At 63.3% G+C, this 23,567-nt stretch carries 16 protein-coding genes; 6 read left to right on the forward strand and 10 right to left on the reverse strand.

Going from position 1 to position 23,567, the window contains the following annotated elements; translation table 11 throughout:
* Positions 1-19: 19 nt before the first annotated feature.
* From lpdA to IB243_RS02995, 3 genes are all read left to right on the forward strand, one after another.
* Positions 20-1,876, forward strand: coding sequence for a dihydrolipoyl dehydrogenase (lpdA, locus tag IB243_RS02985; protein ID WP_192424863.1), 1,857 nt, complete (start codon positions 20-22; stop codon positions 1,874-1,876).
* Positions 1,877-2,092: 216 nt separating this feature from the next.
* A complete protein-coding gene (locus IB243_RS02990) occupies positions 2,093-3,286 on the forward strand; it encodes a Fic family protein (protein WP_192424865.1) in 1,194 nt (397 codons plus the stop codon).
* A gap of 163 nt (positions 3,287-3,449) precedes the next feature.
* A complete protein-coding gene (locus IB243_RS02995; protein WP_192424867.1) occupies positions 3,450-4,871 on the forward strand; it encodes an aspartate kinase in 1,422 nt (473 codons plus the stop codon).
* 85 nt (positions 4,872-4,956) lie between these two features.
* On the opposite strand, the gene IB243_RS03000 is transcribed toward IB243_RS02995, so the two are convergent.
* The 7 genes from IB243_RS03000 to IB243_RS03030 all read right to left on the reverse strand — a co-directional run bounded on the left by IB243_RS03000 (position 4,957) and on the right by IB243_RS03030 (position 11,366).
* Positions 4,957-6,312, reverse strand: a complete 1,356-nt coding sequence (locus IB243_RS03000) for a four-carbon acid sugar kinase family protein (protein WP_192424869.1) — start codon at positions 6,310-6,312, stop codon at positions 4,957-4,959.
* 3 nt (positions 6,313-6,315) lie between these two features.
* Positions 6,316-7,593: a ribulose-bisphosphate carboxylase large subunit family protein gene (locus IB243_RS03005; protein WP_192424871.1), complete on the reverse strand. Its 1,278-nt coding sequence runs from the start codon at positions 7,591-7,593 to the stop codon at positions 6,316-6,318.
* A 96-nt stretch (positions 7,594-7,689) separates the two neighbouring features.
* Positions 7,690-8,232 carry a VOC family protein gene (locus IB243_RS03010; protein WP_192424873.1) on the reverse strand — a complete coding sequence of 181 codons (543 nt, stop codon included), beginning with the start codon at positions 8,230-8,232 and terminating at the stop codon, positions 7,690-7,692.
* Between the two features lie 92 nt (positions 8,233-8,324).
* Positions 8,325-9,119, reverse strand: a complete 795-nt coding sequence (locus IB243_RS03015) for a transporter substrate-binding domain-containing protein (protein WP_192424875.1) — start codon at positions 9,117-9,119, stop codon at positions 8,325-8,327.
* A 62-nt stretch (positions 9,120-9,181) separates the two neighbouring features.
* Positions 9,182-9,985 (reverse strand): amino acid ABC transporter ATP-binding protein, encoded by an 804-nt coding sequence (locus IB243_RS03020; protein WP_225584676.1) that lies wholly within the window; start codon positions 9,983-9,985, stop codon positions 9,182-9,184.
* A gap of 14 nt (positions 9,986-9,999) precedes the next feature.
* A complete protein-coding gene (locus tag IB243_RS03025; protein WP_192424877.1) occupies positions 10,000-10,686 on the reverse strand; it encodes an amino acid ABC transporter permease in 687 nt (228 codons plus the stop codon).
* Positions 10,683-11,366 (reverse strand): amino acid ABC transporter permease, encoded by a 684-nt coding sequence (locus IB243_RS03030; protein ID WP_192424879.1) that lies wholly within the window; start codon positions 11,364-11,366, stop codon positions 10,683-10,685. The genes IB243_RS03025 and IB243_RS03030 overlap by 4 nt, the downstream gene beginning before the upstream one ends.
* A gap of 275 nt (positions 11,367-11,641) precedes the next feature.
* Here IB243_RS03030 and IB243_RS03035 point away from each other — a divergent pair, with 275 nt between their 5' ends.
* Positions 11,642-12,709, forward strand: coding sequence for a LacI family DNA-binding transcriptional regulator (locus tag IB243_RS03035; protein ID WP_192424881.1), 1,068 nt, complete (start codon positions 11,642-11,644; stop codon positions 12,707-12,709).
* 151 nt (positions 12,710-12,860) lie between these two features.
* Here the strand turns inward: IB243_RS03035 and IB243_RS03040 are convergent, their stop codons facing one another.
* The 3 genes from IB243_RS03040 to IB243_RS03050 form a co-directional block, all read right to left on the reverse strand.
* Entirely contained in the window at positions 12,861-17,432 is a 4,572-nt protein-coding gene (locus tag IB243_RS03040) for an NACHT domain-containing NTPase (protein WP_192424883.1), read from the reverse strand.
* A 324-nt stretch (positions 17,433-17,756) separates the two neighbouring features.
* Positions 17,757-19,274 (reverse strand): TIGR01777 family oxidoreductase, encoded by a 1,518-nt coding sequence (locus IB243_RS03045; RefSeq protein ID WP_192424885.1) that lies wholly within the window; start codon positions 19,272-19,274, stop codon positions 17,757-17,759.
* A gap of 12 nt (positions 19,275-19,286) precedes the next feature.
* Positions 19,287-19,970: a DUF4166 domain-containing protein gene (locus IB243_RS03050; RefSeq protein ID WP_225584677.1), complete on the reverse strand. Its 684-nt coding sequence runs from the start codon at positions 19,968-19,970 to the stop codon at positions 19,287-19,289.
* A gap of 244 nt (positions 19,971-20,214) precedes the next feature.
* On the opposite strand from IB243_RS03050, the gene IB243_RS03055 reads away from it, so the two are divergent.
* Together IB243_RS03055 and IB243_RS03060 are read left to right on the forward strand one after the other, a co-directional pair.
* The gene (locus IB243_RS03055) at positions 20,215-22,098 is read left to right on the forward strand and encodes a HAMP domain-containing sensor histidine kinase (RefSeq protein WP_192424889.1); all 1,884 of its coding nucleotides are present in this window, start codon (positions 20,215-20,217) and stop codon (positions 22,096-22,098) included.
* Positions 22,095-23,546 (forward strand): sigma-54 dependent transcriptional regulator, encoded by a 1,452-nt coding sequence (locus IB243_RS03060; protein WP_225584678.1) that lies wholly within the window; start codon positions 22,095-22,097, stop codon positions 23,544-23,546. The genes IB243_RS03055 and IB243_RS03060 overlap by 4 nt, the downstream gene beginning before the upstream one ends.
* The last annotated feature ends 21 nt before the right edge of the window (positions 23,547-23,567 follow it).

The raw sequence follows: 23,567 nt of genomic DNA on the forward strand, positions 1-23,567 counted from the left end.
CGGAAGGGCAAGACACACCATGGCAATCATCGACATCAAGGTGCCCGACATCGGCGATTTCGCCGAAGTGGCAATCATCGAAGTGCTGGTCAAACCCGGCGACACCATCAAGGCCGAACAAAGCCTGATCACCGTGGAGTCCGACAAGGCCTCCATGGAGATCCCGTCCAGCCACGCCGGCGTGGTGAAGGAGCTGAAAGTGAAGCTCGGCGACAAGATCGCCGAAGGCTCGGTGGTGCTCACGCTCGAAACGTCGGATGCGGCGTCTGCCGCGCAGGCGCCTGCGCCTGCGCCTGCTGCAGCACCTGCTGTATCTGAACAAAAATCGGCTCCAGCGCACGCCACGCAAGCGCCAGCAGCTCCTAAATTCGAAGCGTCCAGCTTCGGCGGAACTGCCGATCTGGACTGCGACGTGCTCGTGCTCGGCGGCGGCCCTGGCGGTTATTCGGCTGCCTTCCGCGCGGCCGACCTGGGCCTCAAGGTCATCATCGTCGAGCGCTACGCCACCCTGGGTGGCGTGTGCCTGAACGTGGGCTGCATCCCTTCCAAGGCGCTGCTGCACGTGGCGGCCGTCATGGACGAAGTCAGCCACATGGCCGACCTGGGCGTGAGCTTCGGCGAGCCCTCGCTCGACATCGACAAGCTGCGCGGCCACAAGGAAAAAGTCATCGGCAAGCTGACCGGCGGCCTGGCCGCCATGGCCAAGATGCGCAAGGTCACCACCGTGCGCGGCTACGGCAGCTTCGTCGGCGCCAACCACCTCGAAGTGGAAGAAACCACCGGCACCGCGCAAGAAAAGACGGGCACCAAGAAGGTCATCGCCTTCAAGAACGCCATCATCGCCGCCGGCAGCCAGGCCGTGCGCCTGCCTTTCATGCCCGACGATCCACGCGTGGTCGACTCCACCGGCGCCCTGGCGCTCAAGGAAGTGCCCAAGCGCATGCTCATTCTGGGCGGCGGCATCATCGGCCTCGAAATGGGCACGGTGTACAGCACGCTGGGCGCGCGCCTGGATGTGGTCGAAATGATGGACGGCCTGATGCAGGGCGCCGACCGCGACCTCGTCAAGATCTGGCAGAAGATGAACGCCAAGCGTTTCGACAACATCATGCTCAAGACCAAGACGGTGGGGGCCAAGGCCACGCCCGAAGGCATTGAGGTGACGTTTGCCGCCGCGGAAGAGGGTGGCACTGCCCCCGCGCCCCAGGTGTACGACCTGGTCCTGCAGGCCGTGGGCCGCACGCCCAACGGCAAGAAGATCGCCGCCGACAAGGCTGGCGTCGCCGTGGCGGACCGTGGCTTCATCAACGTCGACATCCAGATGCGCACCAACGTGCCCCACATTTTCGCCATCGGCGACATCGTGGGCCAGCCCATGCTGGCGCACAAGGCGGTGCATGAAGCGCATGTGGCGGCAGAAGTCATCGCGGGTGAACTGCAGGGCAACAAGGAGCTGGCAGCCGCCGCTTTCAATGCCCGCGTGATCCCCAGCGTGGCCTACACCGACCCCGAAGTGGCATGGGTCGGCCTGACCGAAGACCAAGCCAAGGCCCAGGGCATCAAGGTCAAGAAGGGCCTGTTCCCCTGGACGGCCTCAGGCCGCGCCATTGCCAACGGCCGCGACGAAGGCGTCACCAAACTGCTGTTCGACGACTCGCCCGAAGCCCATGGCCACGGCAAGATCCTCGGCGGTGGCATGGTCGGCACGCACGCCGGCGACATGATCGGCGAGATTGCGCTGGCCATCGAGATGGGCGCCGACGCTGTGGACATCGGCAAGACCATCCACCCGCACCCCACGCTGGGCGAGAGCATTGGCATGGCGGCGGAGATTGCGCACGGTTCTTGCACGGACGTGCCGCCGCAAAAGAAGTGAGCTGACCCTCCTGGAGGTTGCTACTGATTCAGTAGCTGGCCGCGCAGATTCCGAAAGGGCTGCGCGGCTTTTCTTTGGCTATGCCGCGTTGTTTTGACGGGGTGCGTGGCGGTAATTCTAGTTGGCTTAAATGTTGGCAAAATTCTTGGCATAAATTGATAAATATTTAATTAAATCAATCATTTGTAATTGTCATAAAGTTGGCAAAATACAGCCATGTACACATCGCCCCATCAGTTCGAGCCCTTGCTTCCATCCGATGCGCGGATGGAGCCTTTGCTGACCAAGGCGCACGACCTGTCCCGCGCCGCCACATTGTTGGCGGGCACTCGGGTGCCGCCCGAGTTGCGCACTCTGCTGCGCAGCATGAATTCCTACTACACCAACCGCATCGAGGGCCAGCACACGCGTCCGCACGAGATCGAGCAGGCGCTGCGCAAGGATTTTTCGCAAGACGCAGTGCTCGCCGCCAAGCAGCGCCTGGCCGTGGCCCACATAGAGGCGGAGAGCGCCTTGGAGCAACGTTACGCCGGGGTGGGGGGGGCTCGCGCCTTGTATTCGGTGGATGCGGGGCAGGTGCTCCACCGCGAGCTGTTTGGTCGGCTGCCATCCTCCGACCTGGTAACGGCGGAAAACGAACCCATCGCACCCGGTGCCTTGCGCCAGCGCGAAGTGCAGGTGGGCCAGCATGTGGCTCCGGCTTGGGCTAGCGTGCCGCAGTTTCTTGAGCGATGGGCGGCCTGCTACAGCGGTGTGCGCCGGGGCGAAGCCGCGCTGGTGGCCATGGCGTGCGCGCACCAGCGTCTGGGCTGGGTGCACCCATTTGTGGATGGCAATGGGCGTGTCATGCGGTTGCACACGCATACCTTGCTGAGTGCGCTGGGCTACACCGGGGGGCTGTGGTCGCCCCTGCGAGGTTTTGCACGCAGCACCGAGCAGTATTACGCGCTGCTTGCCGACGCCGACAGCGCGCGCCGTGGCGATCTGGACGGGCGCGGCAACTTGAGCGAACAGGCTCTGGTCGCCTGGGCCGACTATGTGCTCGATGTGTGTCAGGACCAGGTGGGCCTCATGACTGACATGCTGGACTTCAAAACCTTGAAGGCCCGCATCGAAGCCTGCCTGGTGTTCGAAGCCACGGTAGAAAAATCGGGCGCGCGGCAAGAGTCGCTGCGCGGGTTGCACTACCTGTTTCTGAGCGGCGAAGAGATGGCGCGCGGCGACTTCAAGTCCATGCTGGGCATGAGCGACCGGGGCGCCACCGATGCGTTGGGTGCGCTGGTGCGGCGCGGGCTGCTTGTGTCCGATTCGCCGCAAGGGAAGGTGCGGTTTGGGCTGCCGCAACATGCGCTGCGCTTTTTGTTTCCCAGGCTATGGCCTGAGGCCGAGGCGGACGCGATGGCCCGGTAAAACACATGGGCCTTAGAACCCGTTCATGTTGAGGCGCGGTCCTTCAGGCCCGCGCCAAAGTGCCCCGACAAAAGTCGTGGAAAATAGAGGGTTTTCTGCCGCTATCCATGGGGCAGAACATCCGCCCGGCCTCCCAATCTTTTTTGCTCCTCTGAGCTTGCCCATGTCAGACGTCAACTCCTCCAAGATCTCTGTCGAGAAAATCGGCGGCACTTCCATGACCGCTTTTGGCGATGTGCTGCGCCACATCGTGCTGCACGACCCCAAACGCATTTACGGCCGCATCTACGTGGTGTCGGCCTATTCAGGCGTGACGAACCAGCTGCTGGAGCACAAGAAGACGGGTGAGCGCGGCATTTATGCCTTGTTTGCGGAAGGCAAGGGTTACCAGGATGCCTTGACGGGTTTGGCGGTCAGCCTGAAAAATCTCAACGCAGGTTACGCCGACATTGGCCTGCCGCTCGATGTGGCGGATGCCTTCATCGACCAGCGCATCGGCCAGGCGCGCGAGTACCTGGGCGCCATGCAGCACGTGCTGGCCAGCGGTTACCTGAGCCGCCACGACGTTCTGCTGGCTGCGCGTGAAGTGCTGGCCTCCATCGGCGAGTCGCACAGCGCCTTCAACTCGGTCGAGATCCTCAAGGCCAACGGCGTGAATGCCATCCTGATGGATCTGGCCGGCTTTGAAGACAACGAAGCCTGGACCATCGACGAGCGCATCGCGCAAAGCTTCAAGGGCCTCAACCTGAGCGACAAGGTGGTGGTGGCCACCGGCTACACCAAGGGCACCGAAGGCATCATGCGCGAGTTTGACCGCGGTTATTCCGAGGTCACGTTCAGCAAGATCGCCGTGGAAGTGCGCCCCGCCGAGGCCGTGATCCACAAGGAATTTCACCTGTCGTCCGCCGACCCCAACCTCGTGGGCCTGGAAAACGCCATCGTGGTGGGCGCCACCAACTACGACGTGGCCGACCAGCTGGCCGACGTGGGCATGGAAGCCATCCACCCCAAGGCTGCCAAGCCCATGGAGTTGGCGGGCATTCCCATCCGCCTCAAGAACACCTTCGAGCCCGACCACCCCGGCACGCTGATCACCAAGGACTTCGTGGGTGAGCGCGCGCGTGTGGAGATCGTGACCGGCACCGACAAGGTCACGCTGATCGAGATCCACGACCCCAGCATGGTGGGCACGGTGGGCTTTGATGCGGGCCTGATGAACGTGTTCTGCAAGCACGATGTGAGCTACATCCTGAAGGCGACCAACGCCAATTCCATCGCCCATCTGGTGTGGGACAACCAGGTCACGCCCGAGCTGGTGGCGGAGCTGCAGGAGGGCTACCAGATCGTGACGATCAAGCCCAGCGCGATTGTGTGCACCATCGGCTCCAACATCGGCATCCCTGGCGTGCTGGCCAAGGCCGCACAGGCGCTGGCCGATGCGCGGGTCAACGTGAACTGCGTGTCCCAGACCCTGCGGCAGGTGAACATGCAGTTCGTGATCGAGCGCGAGGACTACAAGACGGCCATCAAGGCGCTGAACCTGGCGCTGTGCGTGAACTCGGGAACTCCCGTTCCACGCGTTTAAAGGAATAGCTGCAGGTTTGCCTGCCGCTAAGCCTTTCCATAAGGAGCCCGCCATGCGCGGGCTTTTTATCGCCTGGATGTCTCCGTCAGGCAGTGCCGAGCAGCCTTTCGAACAGATCCGCTCCCCCCATCTGTCCGCCCTTGAGCATCAACTCCAGCCCATGGCGTGACGGGTCTGCGCTGTGCGCGCTGCTCAGCGTGACGCCCGGGCAGACCGTGGTCTTGTACGACAGCCCCAACAACTGCAGCGCCTGGACTGCGTGGCTTGACGTGTCACCGCCAGCAATGCCGATGCGGCGCAGTGGCGCGCCGTGTTCTGCGCGGGCTTGCACCACGCGGGTGATCAGATCGGCGCTGGCCTGGGCGACGTCGGTGGACGAAGCCGCAGCGGCCAGCGGCGCGCCGTCCGTGGGGCCGGTGAAGGCCAGCACGTTCTGTCCGCTCTGCAGCCCTGCGCACAGGGCGTCCTGCAGACCCTGCGCGTAGGCCGTGTCGCTGCACAGCCGCTGGGCGTCCACTGCGATGCGGTGGTATGCGGTGGCGGCCTGCACCTGCGCGGCAGTCAGGGGGGACAAGCTGCCCGCCCAGGCCAACACCGGCCCGTTGGCGGGCGCCAGCGGTGCAGTGGCTGTGGACGCCGGCTTGCCCCAGTGGGCTACCAGTGCCTGGGCCACGGCGCTGGAGCCCACCGCCAGCAACCGGGCGTGTTGGGACTGCTGCCACAGCAGGCGGCCCACGGTGGCCAATTGGCCGGGCGTGGTCAGGTCCAGCAAGGTGGGCGCCATGGCGTGGGCCGCTGCGCCATGCGCCAGCAGGGCCTGCAGGGCGGCGTCCAGGGCGACGGTGGTGGTGGTGTCGGTGTCGTTGGTGGCGTCATACAGCGGGTAGTGCAGGGCGGTGATGCCATCCAGCCCCTGGCGCGCCAGATGGAGCCGGAGGTCGGCCTCGCCCATGGGCGTGACCGGATGCTGGCGCATGGTGGGATGCCGGTCGATGCGGTGCACGGCGCCGCCCGTGCCTGCGGCAGCGAACAGGTTGCTGAACGCGCAGTAGCGCCCCAGGCTGGGCTGCCCGCCCACGATGGGCACCCAGCGGTTGTTCACGAACGGGTGCAGGGTCTGAATGCCGCAAGCGATGTTGCCGACATGCGGGGCGCTGTCGAAGGTGGAGCACACCTTGTAGTGCAGCACCGGCGGCGCCAGCTTTTCAAAGAAGCGGCCTACAGCGGACATCTCGGCCCGCATGGCCTCTGGCGGCATGGCGCGCGCAGCGCCCGCGATGCCCACCGCATCGAGCGGCCCGGCAGCGGCCAGGGCCTCGGCGCTGGGTACGCCCATGAACAACATCGAGCGCAGGCCGGCCTGGGCCAGCACGGCCAGCGTGTCGGTGGCGCCTGTGAAGTCGTCGCCGTACCAGCCGTACAGAGGGGCCGTCGTCGTCATCGTTTATTTCTTGCCGAAGAATTCGATGGCCCGGCGCAGCTCGGATGCGTGGGTGGCGCGCTGGGCCAGGGTCTCGCCCTTTTGCACCGCGTCCCAGGCCTGCTGCAGGCTGGCCACGCCCGCAGCGGGGCCGTCCGGGTGCGCCAGGATGCCGCCGCCAGACATGAACAGCAGGTCGTTGGACTGGATGCTGTCCCACGTGGCGGGCACGGTGCCGGCCCACTGGCCGTTGGAGAAGGCGGGCAACACGCGGTCGTCCAGCCCATCACACAGCGGGGCCAGCGTGTCGTGGGCCGACTCGATCACTTCCTCGTCGGTCTGCGAGAACTTGCCCTGCAGGCCGTGCACATGCATGTGGTCCACGCCCGCCAGGCGCCACAGCGTCTGCCAGGCGTTGAACGAAAAGCCCAGCAGCGGGTGGCGCGACAGCGCGCCGTAACCGTTGCGGTGGCCGTGCAGCGCCAGCGGCGTGTGGCGGCGCAGGGTTTGCACGGCGGAGTAGCCGCACCAGTTCAGGCTGACCATCACACAACTGCCACCCTCGGCGGCAATCAGGTCGGCGTGGCGGCGCATGGCGTCGGTTTCGTCGGTGATGTTGAAGGCCACCATCACCAGCTTGCCGGTCTTGTCTTGGTGGGCGCGCACCCGGCGCATCACGGCCTTGACGCGGTCGGCCAGCGGGGCGTGAACGGGGTTGGCGCAGACCTCGTCGTCCTTGATGAAGTCCACCCCGGCAGCGCACAGGCGTCCCGCCAGGTCGCCGGTTTCTTCGGCCGACAAGCCCACGTTGGGTTTGATGATGGTGCCGATCAGCGGGCGGCCCTGCACGCCGGTCAGCGCGCGGGTGCCGGCGATGCCGTGGCGGGGCATGTCGAACTGGGCGCGGTAGGCGCTGGGCAGCTTCATCGACTCCAGGCGCAGGCCGGTGACCTCGCCCAGGTCGTACAGATTGCCCGACACCGTGGCGGCCAGCGTTGGCAGGTTGGGCCCGATGTTGTCGCACGGAAAGCTCACGCGCAGCCGGGCCCGCTGCCAGGTCTGCGGCGTGTCGAACATGCCGCGCCGCTGCATCCACCCGTTGGGCAGCGAAGGGGCGGGCGCCACGTCCAGCAGCTCCACCGATTCGACCGTGGCGCGGGCGCGTTCGCGCAGTGCGTCGGTCTCGCCCTCGACCCGGGTGAAGGTGCCGCACGACTGTTCGCCTGCCAGCACTTCGGCCACGTGAGCCGGGTCCAGCGGGGTTTCGATCAGGTAGGTGGCTTCAAAGCGGTCTGGGGACATGGGGTGTGCTACTACTGTTTTGATAGCTGAGAGTGCTTATGGAAAAAGCGCTAGAGGCCAATTTGGCTCAAAACTCAGACCTTCTTCAGGCTTTCATCAGATCTTGGAGAGATCCGGGAACGGCCGCACCGGGTCCGTCGTGCCGTCCCAGGTCTCCGACTCCGAACGGATCAGGTCGAACATGCGCCCCTTGGGGCCGGCCACCTCCGACAGCTCGATCACCGTGCCGGGGTGGTATTCGGTATCGAAGTAGACAAAGCGGCCTTTTTCGCCCACCTCGCCGCTCATCACCGTCTTGAAGCCCTGGGCCGTCAGCCGCGCCAGGTCGGCGTCGTAGTCGCTCGTCCAGTACGCCACGTGCTGCAACCCGGTGCGCCCGGCCTGCAGAAAGTCGCGGTACATGGATGGCACGTCGTTGCGCGTCTGGATCAGCTCGACCTGCACATAGCCCGAGTTGGCCAGCGCCACCGAGTTGTGCGGCTCGTACGATTCGCCCTTGTAAACGTAGTTCTTGATCGGAACCTTCGGGTTGTAGAACCAGGGGCCCACGCCCAGGGTCTTGCTCCAGTAGTCCATGGCGGCTTCGATGTCGTGGACCACATAGCCAAGTTGGCGGATGGCGCCGAAATGACGGCTCATAAGAATTTCCTTTGGTGGTGATGCGTCAGGGCAGGGCGCAGCCGGGCGGGGCCCGTCAGGCGCCGCCCAGGTTGCAGGCTTGCTTTATTTACTTACTTCGCGCCGTCGATGATTTCTTTGGGGATCGGCACGCCCGCGTACTTCACATGGATGTCGTTGAGCTTGCCGTTGGCCAGGTTGGTCTTGATCCAGCCGTTCACGGCGGCCATCAGCTCGGGCTGGCCCTTGCGCATCGCCACGCCCAGCTGGTACGACTGCAGGATGAACTTGGTCTCGAAGTCGCGCGACGGGTTCTTCTTGGCGATGGCCGCGATGATCGGCGGCGTGATGGCCACGATGTCGGCCTGGCCCGTGGCAGCTGCGGTGATGGAGGCGGACTCGTCATCAAACCGCACCACCTTGGCCTGCGGCGCGCGCTCGGTCACGATCTTGTCCTGCGGGCCACCACGCGTCACGGCCACGGTCTTGCCGGCCAGGTCGTCAATGCTGGTGAGCTTGAGGCTCTTGGGTGCGCCCACTGCAGCCTGGATAGCGCCGTAGGGGATGGAAAAGTCCACCGCCTTCTGGCGCTCGGGCGTGATCGACAGCGACGAGATGATCAGGTCCACCTTGTTGGACAGCAGGTTGGGGATGCGTGCCGAGTTCGTCGTGTTCACGATCTCCAGCGTCAGGCCCAGGTCCTTGGCCAGCAGCTCGGCCGCTTCCACGTCCGAGCCCACGGGCTTCATCTTGTCGTCCACGTAGCCATAGAACGGCGCGCCAAAGTCGATGCCCACGCGCAACTTGCCGGCGGACTTGATGTCGGCCAGCTCGGCCATGGCGGGCACGCACAGGGCGGCGGCGCCCACAGCCAGCAAGGTGCGGCGGAAGAAGAGGGAAGCGGTCATGGTGGTTGTCTCCTGGTGGTTTTTGGATACGGAATCGAAAGGGGCAGGGCTGAAGCTGAAACTCAGAGCCCGTGAGAAAGAAAGTCGCGCAGCTCGGCGGTCTGCGGGTTCTTGAGCATCGCGCCCGGGCCCGTCTCCCACACCTTGCCTTCGTGCATGTAGATGATGGTGTCGGCTACCCGGGCGGCAAACTCCATTTCGTGGGTGACCAGCACCATGGTCATGCCGCCCTGGGCCAGGGCTTCGATCACGCGCAGCACCTCGCCAGTGAGCTGCGGGTCTAGCGCCGATGTCACCTCGTCGAACAGCATCACCTGCGGCTCCATCGCCAGCGACCGGGCAATGGCTACGCGCTGCTGCTGCCCGCCCGACAACTGCTCGGGGTAGGCCTGCGCCTTGTCGGCCAGGCCCACCTGCTGCAGCGTGCGGGCGGCAATCTCGCGCGCCTTGGCCGCGGGCATGTTCTTCACGGCCTTGGGGGCCAGCGTGATGTTCTGCTCCACCGTCAGGTGCGGGAAGAGGTTGTAGCTCTGGAACACGATGCCCACGTCCTGGCGCAGCTGTCGCAGGTCGATGGCGGGGTCGTGCACCGCGTGGCCGCAGACGTTGATGGTGCCGCTGTCGATGATCTCCAGCCGGTCGATGCAGCGCAGTGCCGTGCTCTTGCCCGAGCCGCTTTTGCCGATGATGGCCACCACCTGGCCCTTGGGAATGGCAAACGACACGCCCTTGAGCACCTGGTTGCTGCCAAAGCTCTTGTGGACGTCTTTCAGTTCAACCACGGGCTGTTGTCGTTGTCGTAGTTGTTGTGCAGACAGAGCAGCTTGCGCAAAAGGGTGCACAGCAGCGTCTTGGGCGAGGTTCATGGTGTCTTCTCGTTTCATGCGGTGGTCACAGGCACAGTGGCTGTGCCACGGTTTCCAAACTGCTGGCGCTGCTCCAGCTTGCGGCTCCACACCGACAGCGGGTAGCACATCGCAAAGTAGACGACGGCGATCAGCAGGTACACGGTAAAAGGCTGAAAGATCGAGTTGTTGATGAGCTGCCCGGCACGCACCAGCTCGATAAACCCCACGATGGACGCCAGCGAGGTGTTCTTCACGATCTGCACCATGAAGCCCACCGTGGGCGGCGTGGCAATGCGCACTGCCTGCGGCAGCACCACCAGCCGCATGCGCTGGGTGCGCGACAGGGCCAGGCACTCGGCCGCCTCCCACTGCGTGCGCGGCACCGACTCGATGCACCCGCGCCAGATCTCGCCCAGGTATGCGCTGACGTAAACAATCATCGCGATGCTGGCCGCCACGATGGCGGGCAGCTCCAAGCCCGCAATGGACAGGCCGAAGTAACACAGGAACAGCACCACCAGCAGCGGCGTGCCCTGGATGATCTGGATCCACGCAATGGTCGCCCAGCGCACCGCCTTGATCGGGCTGACGCGGCACAGCGCAATCACGCCCCCGGCCAGGCCACCGCCCACAAACGCAATCAGCGACAGGCCGATGGTCCACAGCGCGCCCCACATCAGGTACTGCAGGTGATAGGAGTTCAGGCCACCGTCGATCATTTGGCGCTCCCTAGTTTGCGTTGGCGCGTGAACACCATCTGCCCGAACACCCACAGCCCCAGCCGCATCAGCAGCGACAAAGCCAGGTACGCCACCGCCACCAGGATGTAAGCCTCAAACGGGCGAAAGGTCTCGGACTGCACCCGCGCCGCCACGGCCGTGAGTTCTTCGACCGAAATCTGCGAGGTGATGGACGATGCCAGCATCAGCAGCACGAACTGGCTGGTGAGCGCGGGGTACACCTTCTCCATCGCCGGGCGCAGCACCACGTGCCAGTACACCTGCCGGCGCGTGAGGCCCAGGCACTCGGCCGCCTCGATCTGGCCCTTGTGGATCGAATCCATGCCCGCCCGCATGATTTCGCAGGTGTAGGCCGCCACGTTGATCACCAGCGTCAGCAGCGCCGCAGCAAACGCCGATACCTTGAAGCCCAGGCTGGCCAGGCCAAAGAACACCAGAAACACCTGCACCAGCAGCGGCGTGTTGCGCAGCACCTCCACATACGCACCGCATGCCTTGACAAGCCAGCGCTGGTCGCTGCGGCGGCCAATGGCCAGCAGCGTGCCGCCCACAAAACCAATCACCGTGGCCGGGAAGGACAGCAGGATGGTCATCCACGCCCCTTCCAGAAACTGGGGCCAGTTGGCCAGCACGCTGGCAAAGTCGAACTCGTAGGTCATGAGCGGGGCAGCCGTGCGCGTCAATCAGCGAGTGCTGGCGCGGCGGCCAAAAGCTGGCGGCTTGCCCTGTGGGCGCAGGCGAGCGTGATCGTGAGCGGAAATACCAGGCATGTCTTTGTCTCCTGCGTGATCGGCTTGGCGAGCGTGCCAGCCGTCACAACCTAGGGTTTGTACTGATGGTTTCTGATGCCTTTCAGCACCGAACGCCCAGTGATACTATCCGCGGAATCCATCAAATACCAGCAAACTAGATGATGGTTTTTGATTGAATTGACATGGCCCAAAACCCGTCCAACCCCAGCAGTCCCCGCAGCCCGCGCATCCCCGACATCGCCCAGCTGTCCGGCGTCTCCACCGCCACGGTCGATAGGGTGCTGAACCAGCGATCGGGCGTGCGCAACGCCACCGCGCAGCGGGTGCTGCAGGCCGCTGCCACCCTGGGCTACCTGCCGCAGGCCGAACTGCACGCAGCGCTGCAACCGCAACCCTTGCGCCTGATGGTGCTGATCCCCGAGGGCAGCAACCGCTTTCTGCAAATGCTGGGCGACGTGATCGGCTACGCGCAGGACCACTGGGCACCGTTCAACGTGCGCTGCCAGGCGGCGTACATCGAGAGCTTCAACCCCGACGCGCTGGCCAAAGCGCTGCTGCACTACGGCAAGCGCTGCGACGGCATCGCCTTCATGGCGCTGGAGCACCCCGTGGTGCGCGAGGCCGTGGCCCAGCTGGCAGAGCAGGGCGTGCCCACCGTCACGCTGATATCGGACTTGTCCAACTCGCGCCGCGTGGCCTACGTGGGCCTGGACAACCGCGCCGCAGGCCGCACCGCCGCCTATTTGATCGCCCGCTTCATGGGCCCCCTGGCCCACAGCCGCAAGGCGCATGTGGCGATGATTGTGGGATCACTGCGCTACCGCGCCCACGAGGAGCGCGAAGCGGGCTTTTTGCACCTGTTTGAAGAGCAGTTCCCCCTGGTGCAGGTGGTGGGCGTGCGCGAAGGCCAGGACGACGCCGAACGCAACTACCGCCAAGCCCGCGCGCTGTTGGAGCAGCATGACGATTTAGCAGGCATCTACAACATCGGCGGCGGGGCGGAAGGCATCGGCCGGGCGCTGAAAGAGGCTGGTGCGGACCGCAAGATCGTGTTCATCGGCCACGGCCTCACGCCGGATACGCGGGCGCTGCTGATCGATGGGACGATGGACGCGGTGATCACCCAGAACCCGCAGGGCGCGGTGATGAACTGCGTGCGGATTTTTGCGAATGTGCGGGATGGGCGGGAGCCGACGAATGGGGTGGAGACTACGCGGAGTCAGGTGATTTTTCGGGAAAATTTGCCGTAGGGGAGGCCAGTGGGCTCTCTGGGTGCCGGACCGGTGTGCAAAGGCGGGCGGTTCTCTTTGGCACTTGAGCTTTCGGCCTTGAACGCTCCGTCGAAATTGCAAGCATTTGACTGCTTAGACTGTGAGTGCCCAATAGAACTGTCACAGGCAGTCACTGTCTTTCCGCTGCCTTCAGCCATTCACTGATGCCATTCACGTCGATGGCAAGTAATTTGTCTTGGAGCGCTACGACGCGTTGAATCATGGCCCCGCCATCCGACTCCTCAACCTCTTCTGCATGGGCAAAAAGATGGGTCAGCAGTTGAGTAAGATTGTTTTCGTGGTCGTACAGGTGGGGCCTAGTACGTTGCACAAACTCCAGGAAGATTTCGCTAACTGCCAGCGCCACTTCTGGCTCACGGTGAGACACCGCGTTTAGCCATGCATCAAACCCGTATAGTTCCGGCCGATTGGATTCAGTTTCCTTTTCGAGAAGCTCAAAACAGCGTTTGATTACCGAATGGGGTACGACCACCAACGATGAAGTCTCCCTGAACAGGTGTCGCAACTTGCGGGCAACAGCGGCTGCATTTGGGTTCTCTGGAGACATGCCAACTTCAAGACCGACGCAACATTGCTGTGAATGACCATGGTAATTCTCGGGGTGGCTCCACACACTTGCAGCGCCTCGCCAAGCCTCAACCATATTCACGGCTTTTAGCTGCTCAAGCAACAGGTTGAAATCCAACTTGCCGCTTAGTGCAGCGAGCGCAGCAATACGACCCCAGGTTTCCAGATCTTTGCCAATGCCGGTGGCAGCCAGCTGAGAAAGCCAAGGCTTGACCATCTCAAACCTCTGGTGATATGCGTAGTACAAACAAGGTTCAGCCATCTTCCAGAGCCCAGGAGCGGTCTGTTGCATGGCGATGTCAAACAGTTGCCAGCCAAATTCCGGAGCAAGGCTTTGCAAATAGGGCAAGCGCCGAAGCATGACTGCCCGAACTGCAGGGTGAGCATCGTCCGCAAAGCTGCTTAGAGTCGGCGCTAGAAGTCGGGGCCACGAGGTGTTGTTTTCTTGAAGAGTTGTAGCCAAAATCATCAAGGCATCGACAGCATTGCCTTTTGCCATATTGATACCAATGGTTAACAAGTCAACTGAATCCCCCGAAACGGATTCTTTCTCAACCATTGCCAAAAAGCCGGTGGTTAATGCCACCAGCCTTTCTGCTGTCAACGTGTCGCGAACTACATTCGCGCAGGCTTCCAAAGCTTTTGCCGCCTCACGGCTGTGATGCCATTGTTCTGGGTATTTTTCGAGCGTACTCAGCATGGATTGAATCAGCATCGCAGCATCAGCTTCTTCTACGGGTGCCCAAGTTCCACTAGGCTGCAAATTGCCATAGCGGATCGAAAGGTAGTTTGCAACTCCATCCATAACGCTGCCACGGAAATTCTTGGGTATTTTTCCCCAATAGCTAAGTAAAAAGGCGATGAATCGGGATGGATTGCGTGCTGAGGCTTCTTGAAGTTGAACTCCAACCTCTCGTTCCCCCCCAATCAAAAAGTCATCGAAGGTGTTTTTTGGGTAGCCGTCATAGTGGCCGAGTAATTTCTGTACAGCCAGGTCACTGCAATTCAAGAAAACCTCAAAGGTAAATGGTGGTGCAACCCATCCACCACCAGAGCCAATGCGTGCCTGCCTTACAAGAGGCCAGGTCAAGCATTCGACTTTATCCACCACGGCTTGGCTTGCAGGGCTTCGGAGGTACCCAGGGATGGACAGAATCAATTGGGCTTGTTGGTGCAGTCTCCAAATAGGATGCCCCGTTTCGCTGGAGTCTTCATGAGGGATACCCAAAATGCGCGCCTCGACTGCATCCTGGATGCCTGAGTCCAACTCATGGAAAGTTGTCTGTATCAGCGTTCCCAGTTCGAAGGACAACTCGGATTCAAGAAGTTCTGCATCGCACACCATAAGGCCGATTACATCCAGATTGCTGATTGGCGTTGCTGTACAAGCCAATATGGCGAAGTACCGCAGTGAACCTTCTGCATGGGAGCAAAGGCGGTGGCGATTCCGTTGCCACCAATCCGAGTTGAGCGCAGCATGGTCGATTACCGCTGCCTCGATGGCATCCATAAAGATCCTTCCGCTGCCAACATGCCTAAGACCGGTCTGACTATGAGTGTTCTCATAGGACGTTTCACGCAAGAAGCTAGTCCGAAACCTTCGATTTCCGTATCGCAATGCTTGAATTTGGCTCCACCGCTCCAGAGCATCTACGGCCAAGTTCAGCAGGGAGACAGAATCCCGCATACGCCGCCGCAAGAAGCGATCATTCGAATTGCCAAATTCATGCGGCTCGCAATGTAGATTCTTGTCCCATTGGTATCCCATCAAATCATCATTGCTGACCTCCTCTGCGATGTACTTCCACAGTACTTCGTCGTCGAGCCCTCCTGCGGTAATACAACGGGCTAAAGCCTTGCCGAGAAAACTGCGTTTTCCCCTCGGCATGCTCAGCAAGGATTTCAACAATGAAGACATCTGACCTTCATGCATTTGATCCATGCTTGCGATGGCAGAGGTCAATTGGTCAGCCAAGTGCGCGCGGTCCACCCAATCTGTCGCTAGCGCTTCTGTCCAGAAGTCCACTACTCCCCCCACATCATCATTTTTCCAAAATGAGACACGGTGAACATGCCTTGTCATTGCTTCACTGTCCCGTTGACGTTTCAACTCGGGCACCAAATGCTTCATCCAGAAGTGATGCCATTCCAGTCGAATAGCTTTGGTATAGATGACTTGGAAGACTTCTGGATGTAGCGCTCGCAAATCGCGAATCAGCTGCCAGTCATCGTCCCGAGGTATTTGCTCAGCGAAGCATTCCGCTACTAGGCGACGGATGTGAAATGCATGTTTCTGGGTGAGTGCGGTACGCAATTGGCTGCGAAATGTCTTCCTATCACCAGCGGCCAGTTGGGCCACAAAACTGCGGATGCTGGGGCGCACGAAAGGCACTGGCGGCAAGTCTTGAATAAAAGCATTCAATGTCTTGCCGTGACGTAGGGCATCACTGATGACTAGTACATCAAGCAAAGTTTGGTGCCCGAAGGTCAGTTTCCCGTCTTGGGCTATCTGCAAGACGTTGTGACTCAGTAGAGACCTGCGGACCAAATCGGACGCTGCCAACCGCTGCGGCGGTACTGACAGGCTGCGATGCCTCAGCATTTCTGTTGCGATGGCCTCGATAGCCTGCATGGCGGCATCACCCAGTTCATCGTTGGCTTGAACAATGGTGTCTAGGTACCTTTGAGCCAATGCTTGGCTGGTCACCACGTTGAAGCTACCGTCTTGGCCTGCCAGTTCCACATACAAGGCCAGTTCACGCGGGTTCTGAATCAGCTGCCGGGTGGCGTCATCCAAACTGGAAGTATCGATGCCTTGTCTCGCGAGCAGAGGGGCAATTTCTGTCTCCCAGTTCAACGGTTGGCACTTGAATTCGTTGCTCCATTTCCGTTGGGCAATCCGTCTGTCATATTGGCGGTCAAAGTCGCGGCAAGCGGTTGTGACCGTTACATTGGGCAGCCTCAGCAGGCGATCCATCTGAGCAAGAAAGTAGTCCAGCACCTTGTGTTCGCGGGCGATGGAAAGCACATCGAGCGAATCAATGACCACCACCACATGGGCTTCTTCAGCCATGCGTGCCGTGCGCTCAACCCAGTTTTGTGGCAGCCCTTGCGCCTGGCGATCTTGCGCAGTGTCTAGGTCCGCAAATTCGCGGGATTGGATAAATATGGGAAAACGATCTGAACGGGACTGGGCTTGCTGCTCAAGCGCTTCCTGCAAGGCCAGCATCACGCATGTTTTGCCAGCGCCTGGCTGGCCGGTCAGCAAAATGGACGAGGGCTTTGATTCAATCGCAGCCAGGATTTCAGCTACTAAGGGTGTCGAAACGGTTTCGCCAGCAATATCTCGGCGCCACTTTCTGCCGATGGAGGACGTGCTTCCAAACGCAGAGCGAACTTCGGCCACATCCATGGGCAATGCCAGCATGGAACCTGCAGCATGAAGGATGGACTGAAGGTCGGCTTTGGTCAGGCGGTGTTGTACCGCGGCGTTTTGTCCGTTCTGACCGTCAGCGCGAAAGCCGAGCTGGTCAAGGCGCGTCCAAAGGGCATTGAATGCAGCATCTGGGTTGCTTGCCAACCGACGCAGGCGCTCGCGGAGCAGTGCTTCCATGCGATCCAGCTCTGGACTGGATTCAAATGTGGTGCGACGAAGGAAGTCGTAGGTGGAAAGTGTCGGCGTGTGATGCGCAAGCTGGGTTTTCAGTTTTGCATCTGTCGTCCCCGTTGCCTGCCCCAAGTTTGCTTGGTAGTTGGCCTCGTCGGCATAGGTGGTGCTGAACTCCCGCAAGGCTGCCAATTCCCCGAAGGGACTTCGGGAATAGAAACGTACAGAGGTCTTCGGGTCACTGGCAAGCATGAGGCTGGTTTTTTGAAGTTCGCCAGCCAGATCCGTCACTGACCACGCCTGATGCTCTGTTTGGTTCTTTTTGCATTGGCAGCAAATCTTTGAACCGTCTGTTTTGCCGATGACTACGTCATCAACCTTTAGCGTCGCGGCATCGACCTCAAGCCATTCAAAGGTTGGATCATCGAGAACGGTGAGTGCCCATTCAAAGGCAACCAGCGTCTGATAGCCATCTCCACGATTGGATTGAATGCCTGCCTTGCTCATTGAGGGCTTCCTGTCTAGCGTTGGTCTTTTCACATAGCCCCGTGTGATGGGGGCTCCACATTGTCGCCGTCGACAAGTGGGTGGTGCTGATCACAGGACGAGGTGCAGCAGGGCCCGGGTAGCGATGAGGACAAGAGCTTGCTGCAGGCGATTGAGGCCGCGCGAGATGCGGTCAACGCCAAGCCAGACACGCCCAGAGTGGCAAACCTGTTTGTGAGCAAGGTGTGACCGGACCCGCGCCGGTTGCTGCAGCGGTGACGGTACTTGGCGGGGCGTCACTGGGTGCTTCATTTTTGATAGCTTATGGCGCTTTTCCAATAAGCGCTAGAGCCTGTTTTGACCAGTATTTTGCAGAGCTGGTGCAGATCGCGTCACTTTGGCCCGCGCAAGGACCGCAAGTGCGCCGCCGAGTTGAGGGTGCACAAATGGATAGCGATGGCCCAGCGCAGCGCTCGGCACGGCGTTTTTCCCGTCCAGCAACAGCGTAGACATCTCTCCCAGCATGGTCCGCAATGGCAGCCCCGGCATGCGCAGCCAGGCCCGTCGCCCAAACGATGCAGCCAGGGCCTGCGCAAACGTGGCCTGCGTCACCGCCTCAGGCGCCACGGCATTGACGGGGCCCTGCAGGGGTTGGTGCGCCATCGCAAACCGCACCAGCCCCACCGCATCGGCCAGATGAACCCAAGGCGCAGGTTGGCGACCATGCCCCAGCACGGCGCCCAAGCCCAGGCGTGCGGCCAGCGCTTGCATAGGGTAGGCGCCACCGCCGTGCCCCAGCACCACACCAAACCGCATGCGCACCACCCGCACGCCCAGGGCTTCGGCGCGTCGCGCCTCGTGCTCGATGGCCGCGCACAGGTCGGACTGGAACTCGCCCGGGCGGGGTGGGGCGGTTTCGTCCAAGGGCTCCATCGACGCATTGGGTGATACGCCGTAGAAGCCCACGGCCGACGCGCTGACCAGCACGCGTGGGGCCTTTTGCAGGCGGCGCATCAGGCTAACGACGGCCACGGTGGTGTCGACACGGCTGGCCAGCAGTTGGCGTCTGCGCGCCTGGGTCCACGGCATGCCCAGCACGCGGGCGCCTGCCAGGTTGACCACTGCGTCGATGGCCGTCTCTGACGGAATCGCGTCCAGCGTGTCCACCACCCACACGCTGGGGCCAAAGCTGGCGCGGGCCTGCAGGGCGTCGCGGGTCAACACGATCACCCGCTGGCCGTCGCGCACCAGGTCGGCGACCAGCGCGCTGCCCACAAAACCGGTGGCGCCAGTGACCAGGGTGGCTGGCTGGGGTTGGAGGCCACGGGCGTGCAAAGCGCTGGGCTGTGTTGGCGGTGCTGTGCGGTAGAGCTTGATGGCGGCCGCCACGTTGCGCACGCTCCAGGCCCACACGCCGATGGCGTAGGCTGTGAACAGCCACGACACCCAGCCGTGCGGGGCCAGCACCATGGCGGTGGGTAGCTGCACCCAGGCCCACAGCACGGGGGCGATCAGGCCCAGGAAGAGGCCGTAGCTGATGGTCAGCACGGTGTGCAGCACACGCTCGAACGGCGGCAGGCGGCGGGTGCGGTCTTCTTCCAGAAAGTCGGCCAGGGTGATGCCCAGCTCAACGTGCAGCAGGGCCGCCAGCACGGCGGCAAAGGCGCCGCGCCATTCAAACCAGGCCAGGCCGACAAAGACGACGCCGTAGATGGCCTCGCGCGCGGCGTGGAGCGAGAGTTCGTACCGCGCGGAAGTGCGCTGCGGCAGCCGGGCCTGCAGCTCGTGGTGCCACAGGTTGTCAAACGCGCCCAGGGCGGCCTGGATGGAGAGCAGCAGAAAGATGGTGTTCATGGCGGTCATGGTGTGAAGGCCTCAGTGGGTAGAAGAATGGGTGCCAGCGGGGTCGGCGCAGTCGTCGGTCATGGGATCGATGACGGGATCGGTGAACACGCCGGATTGGTGGAAGGTTTCGCCCCACAGCGGGTGCACCATGCTCAGCGTGAAGCGGAACTGGCCTGCGCCCAGGTCGGTGTGGGCGACGCGGCAGGTGCCGGGGGTCAGCCAGGTCGGCACGGGGATGCGCAGGCCCGCCACCACCCACCAGAAGCGGCGGCTGCGGAACACCAGCGCGCCGTCTTCTTCCAGCACGTCCAGCGACATGGCCAGGCCGCCGTCGGTGCGCTCCAGCAGGGTGCCGTCGGTGCCCAGCTCCTTGGTGGACCGAACGGTGCGGTCTGCGCCGTTGTCGGTGCCGCTGTTGGTACCGTTATCGGTGCCAGTGCCGGTGTGAAAGCGCCGCTCCCACACCACACCGCCGCGCCCATTGTGGCTGACGTTCACTGTGGCGGGCAGGGCCGTGGTATTGATGTGGGTCAGCGGGCCGCCCCAGGCCCGGGTCAGCGCGGCGTAGACGTGGCCGATCAGCGAGCAGCGCAGGTCCATGTGGCCGTGGTAGCTGACGTCGGCGTGGGCGATGCCAAAGCGGCGTTGCACGGCGGCGGGCAAGCGCGCCCAGGCGGCGGCGCCGGCCAGGGCAGGCAAGTCCAACACTGGCATTGCGTGTGCTGGGTTGGCGGTGCAGTGGCGGGGCGCTGGGGTGAAAAGGGCAAACATGGCGGGCTTTGCAAGAGTGGCGGTTGCACTCTCTATTGCGAAACCCGGGCCAGCCTCTGCGGCCGCTGCAAGTGCTTGATTTCATTGAAATTTGCTTAGCTGGCTGCATACTTGGTTTACAGTGCGCGCAGCCCCTACCGTTAACGCCAGGAACAGGTCACGCCATGATCACCACTACCGTCTGCCCATGCTGATCCACGCCGTCCTCGGGTTCTCGGTGCTCGAAACGCTGGTGCTGGCAGCCCTGCTGTTGGCCTGGGCTGACCGCGTGGCGGGTGCCCGGCTGCTGGCGGCGTTTTTGATCGGCATCTCGCTGTGGATGGTGGGCAACGAGCTGCCCAACTGGCTGGGGCCTGAGACCGAACTGGTGGCGATGCGCTTGCTGGCTACGGCGCCATTTACCTCTGCGCTGTTCTTTCATTTCTGCACGGTGTTTTGCCGTGTCGACCTGGGGCGCTGGGGTGTCGCAGTGGCCTATGCGCTGGGCGCGACTGCGTCGGTGGTTTCCATCATCCTGGTGCCGGGGCACTTGATTCATCACCGCGACATTGGCTTTATTGCGGTGGCCGACCCGGTGGGCACCATCGCCAGCATGGCCTGGGTCATTCTGGGCATTGGCGGCGTGGCGGTGCTGCTGCTGGCACTGCTGCGCGCGCGCCGGTCGGGCGACGGGCAGAAGTTTCGTCAGATCGCCGCCGTCACCGCGTCGTGCCTGTGGGGCCTGCTGTGCCTGGCGGGCTACGGCATTGCGGTGCTGGATTTGCCGATCTATCCGTTTCCGCTGCTGGGCCTGCCGCTGTACTCGCTGATTCTGGTCTACGGCATCTTGCGCTACGGTGTGTTTGTGGCCAACGCCTGGGCACGCCGCGCGCTGGTATGGGCGCTGCTGCTGGCGCTGGGGGCGGTGGTGCTGGCGCTCACGCCGTTGCTGCCGTTCGAGTCGCGCTGGCTGGGTGGTCTGGCGGTAGCGGCCAGTGTGCTGGCGCTCAACGGCCCGGTGCGCCGCGTGGCCGAGCGGCTGGTGTACCCGGGGGGCGAGGTATCGATTGCCGACCTGGGCGCCTGGCGCAACGCGTTGCTGTCGGCGGAGACGCCCGAGGCCCTGGCGCAGCAGGCCGCCACGCTGCTGAGTGCACGCATTGGGACGCAGGTGGAGGTGCAAATTGGCGCTCCATCCGCATCCACAACACCCTCCACGTCATCAGCGCCATCAACGCCACCCGGCAGCACCCCGCAGCTGGTGTGCACCCCGGGCGAGCAAGGCTGGCAGACCACGCTGCAGGGCTGGGACGCTGCACCGCCCGGGCCGCGCCATGTGGCCGAGCTGTTTGGCACGGTGGTGGCTGAAGCCGCAGCGCGCGTAGAGCAGGCCCAGCAGTTTGCCGCCCGCGAACGCGAGCGCCAGTTGCAGGCGCGGCTGGCCGAGCTGGGCGCGCTGGCCGCCACGGTGGCGCACGACATCCGCAACCCGCTCAACATCATCTCGATGGCCGTGGCCGCGGCGCCCAGTGACACGCGGCGCGAGGTGGCCGACCAGGTGGCGCGCATTGCCAACCTGACGCACGACCTGCTGGACTTTGCCAAGCCCTGGAAGCTGGTGCCCCGTGAGCTGGACCTGGCAGCCCACGTGCGCAACGCGGCCTTGCGGTTGCCCGACGTGACCCTGGGCGTGGGCCTGGCCCAGCCGCTGGTGCTGCAGGCCGACCCCCGGCGCGTGGACCAGGCGCTGACCAATTTGCTGGAGAACGCACGCATCGCGATGGCGTCCGAGGCCGATGGCGTTGAAGCAGCGCCGGCAACACACAGCCCCGTGCACATCGACGCGGAAACCACCGACAACGCCGTGCTGCTGCACATCTGCGACGCCGGCCCCGGCGTGCCCGACGAAATCAAGAGCCGCCTGTTCGAGCCTTTTGCATCCCGCAGCCCCGGTGGCACCGGGCTGGGCCTGGCCATCGTGGCCCGCATCATGGCCGCGCATGGTGGCTCGGTGGCACTGACCGAGCGGCCGCCGTGGAGCACGTGTTTCACGCTGCGCTTTCCTTTGACGACGACGCAACGACTGCCATGACCGCCAACACCACAGACAACGCAGCCGACGCCCAGCCAGATGCAGGGCAAGACGCCGCGCCAGCAGGCGAGCCGCAGAACGGCCATGTGCTGCTGGTCGATGACGAGGCAGCCTTCCAGCGGCTGGGCGGAGCCTTTTTGCGCAACCTGGGCCACACCGTGACGCTGGCGGGCGATGGCGACCAGGCCCTGGCCGCGTTTGCCAAACAGCAGCCCGAACTGGTGCTGCTGGACCTGGCCATGCCGCCGCACATGGACCCAGAGATCGGCCTGGAGCTGATTCCACGTTTTGCACGCGTGCCCGTGGTGGTGCTGACCGGCCACGGTGACCACGCACTGGCCCTGCGCGCCACTGAGCTGGGCGCCTGGGACTTTCTGACCAAGCCCATCGACCCCGACATGCTGCGGTTTGTGGTGGCACGCGGGCTGCGCAAGGCGCGGCTGGATGCCGAACTGGCCGCCCTGCGCGCAGGGCAGTCGCTGGACGATTTGGGCATGGTGGGGCAGGCGGCCGCCACGGTGCAACTGCGCGCCCTGGTGCGCCGTGTGGCGCCCACCCAGGTCAGCGTGCTGGTGCTGGGCCCCACCGGCACCGGCAAAGAGCTGGTGGCCCGCGCCTTGCACGCCTGCAGCGCCCGCCGCAGCGAGGCCTTTGTCGCCATCCACTGCGGCGCGTTGTCGGCCGAGCTGCTGGAGAGTGAGCTTTTCGGGCACATGAAGGGCAGCTTCACCGGCGCCTACCGCGACCAGCCCGGCCTGGTGGAGGCCGCGCACGGCGGAACGCTGTTTCTGGACGAGGTGGGCGAAATGCCGCCGCCCATGCAGGTCAAGCTACTGCGCTTTTTGCAAGAGGGCACTTTCGTCCCCGTGGGCGGACGTGTGCCCAAGCGCGCCGACACCCGCGTGGTGGCCGCTACCCACCGCGACCTGGAAGCGATGGTGCGCGACGGTACGTTCCGCGAAGACCTGTTCTACCGCCTCAAGGGCGTGGTGTTGCGCACCCCGTCGCTGGCCGAGCGGCCCGCCGACATCCCGCTGCTGGCCACGCGGTTTCTGCACCGTGTGGCGCACCGCGCCAGCCTGTCGGCCAGCGCCTTGGCATGGCTGATGGCGCGCGAGTGGCCGGGCAACGTGCGCGAGCTCAAGGCTGTGGTGGAGTCCGCCGGGGCCCTGCTGATGCCCGAACAGCGCGAGGTGGATGCCGAGCTGCTGCAACTGGCCAGCGGCGATATGCCCGACGTGAGCGACACCGCAGCGAACCTCAAAACCACCCCGCTGGCCCCGCCCGGCAGCACCGGCCCGCTGGACGCGGCGCTGATGGAGCTGGAAGTGCGCATGGTGCGCGACACCATGGCGGCGGTGGCGGGCAACCAGTCTGAGGCGGCACGGCGGCTGGGGATCTCGCGGGTGGGGTTGATCAAGAAGCTGACGCGGCTGGGGTTGAAGTAAGCCCGCGAGCGTGACCACAGG

The sequence above is a fragment of the Acidovorax sp. ACV01 genome, assembly GCF_014851495.1.
In the GTDB taxonomy this organism is placed as follows: Bacteria; Pseudomonadota; Gammaproteobacteria; order Burkholderiales; family Burkholderiaceae_C; genus Acidovorax; species Acidovorax radicis.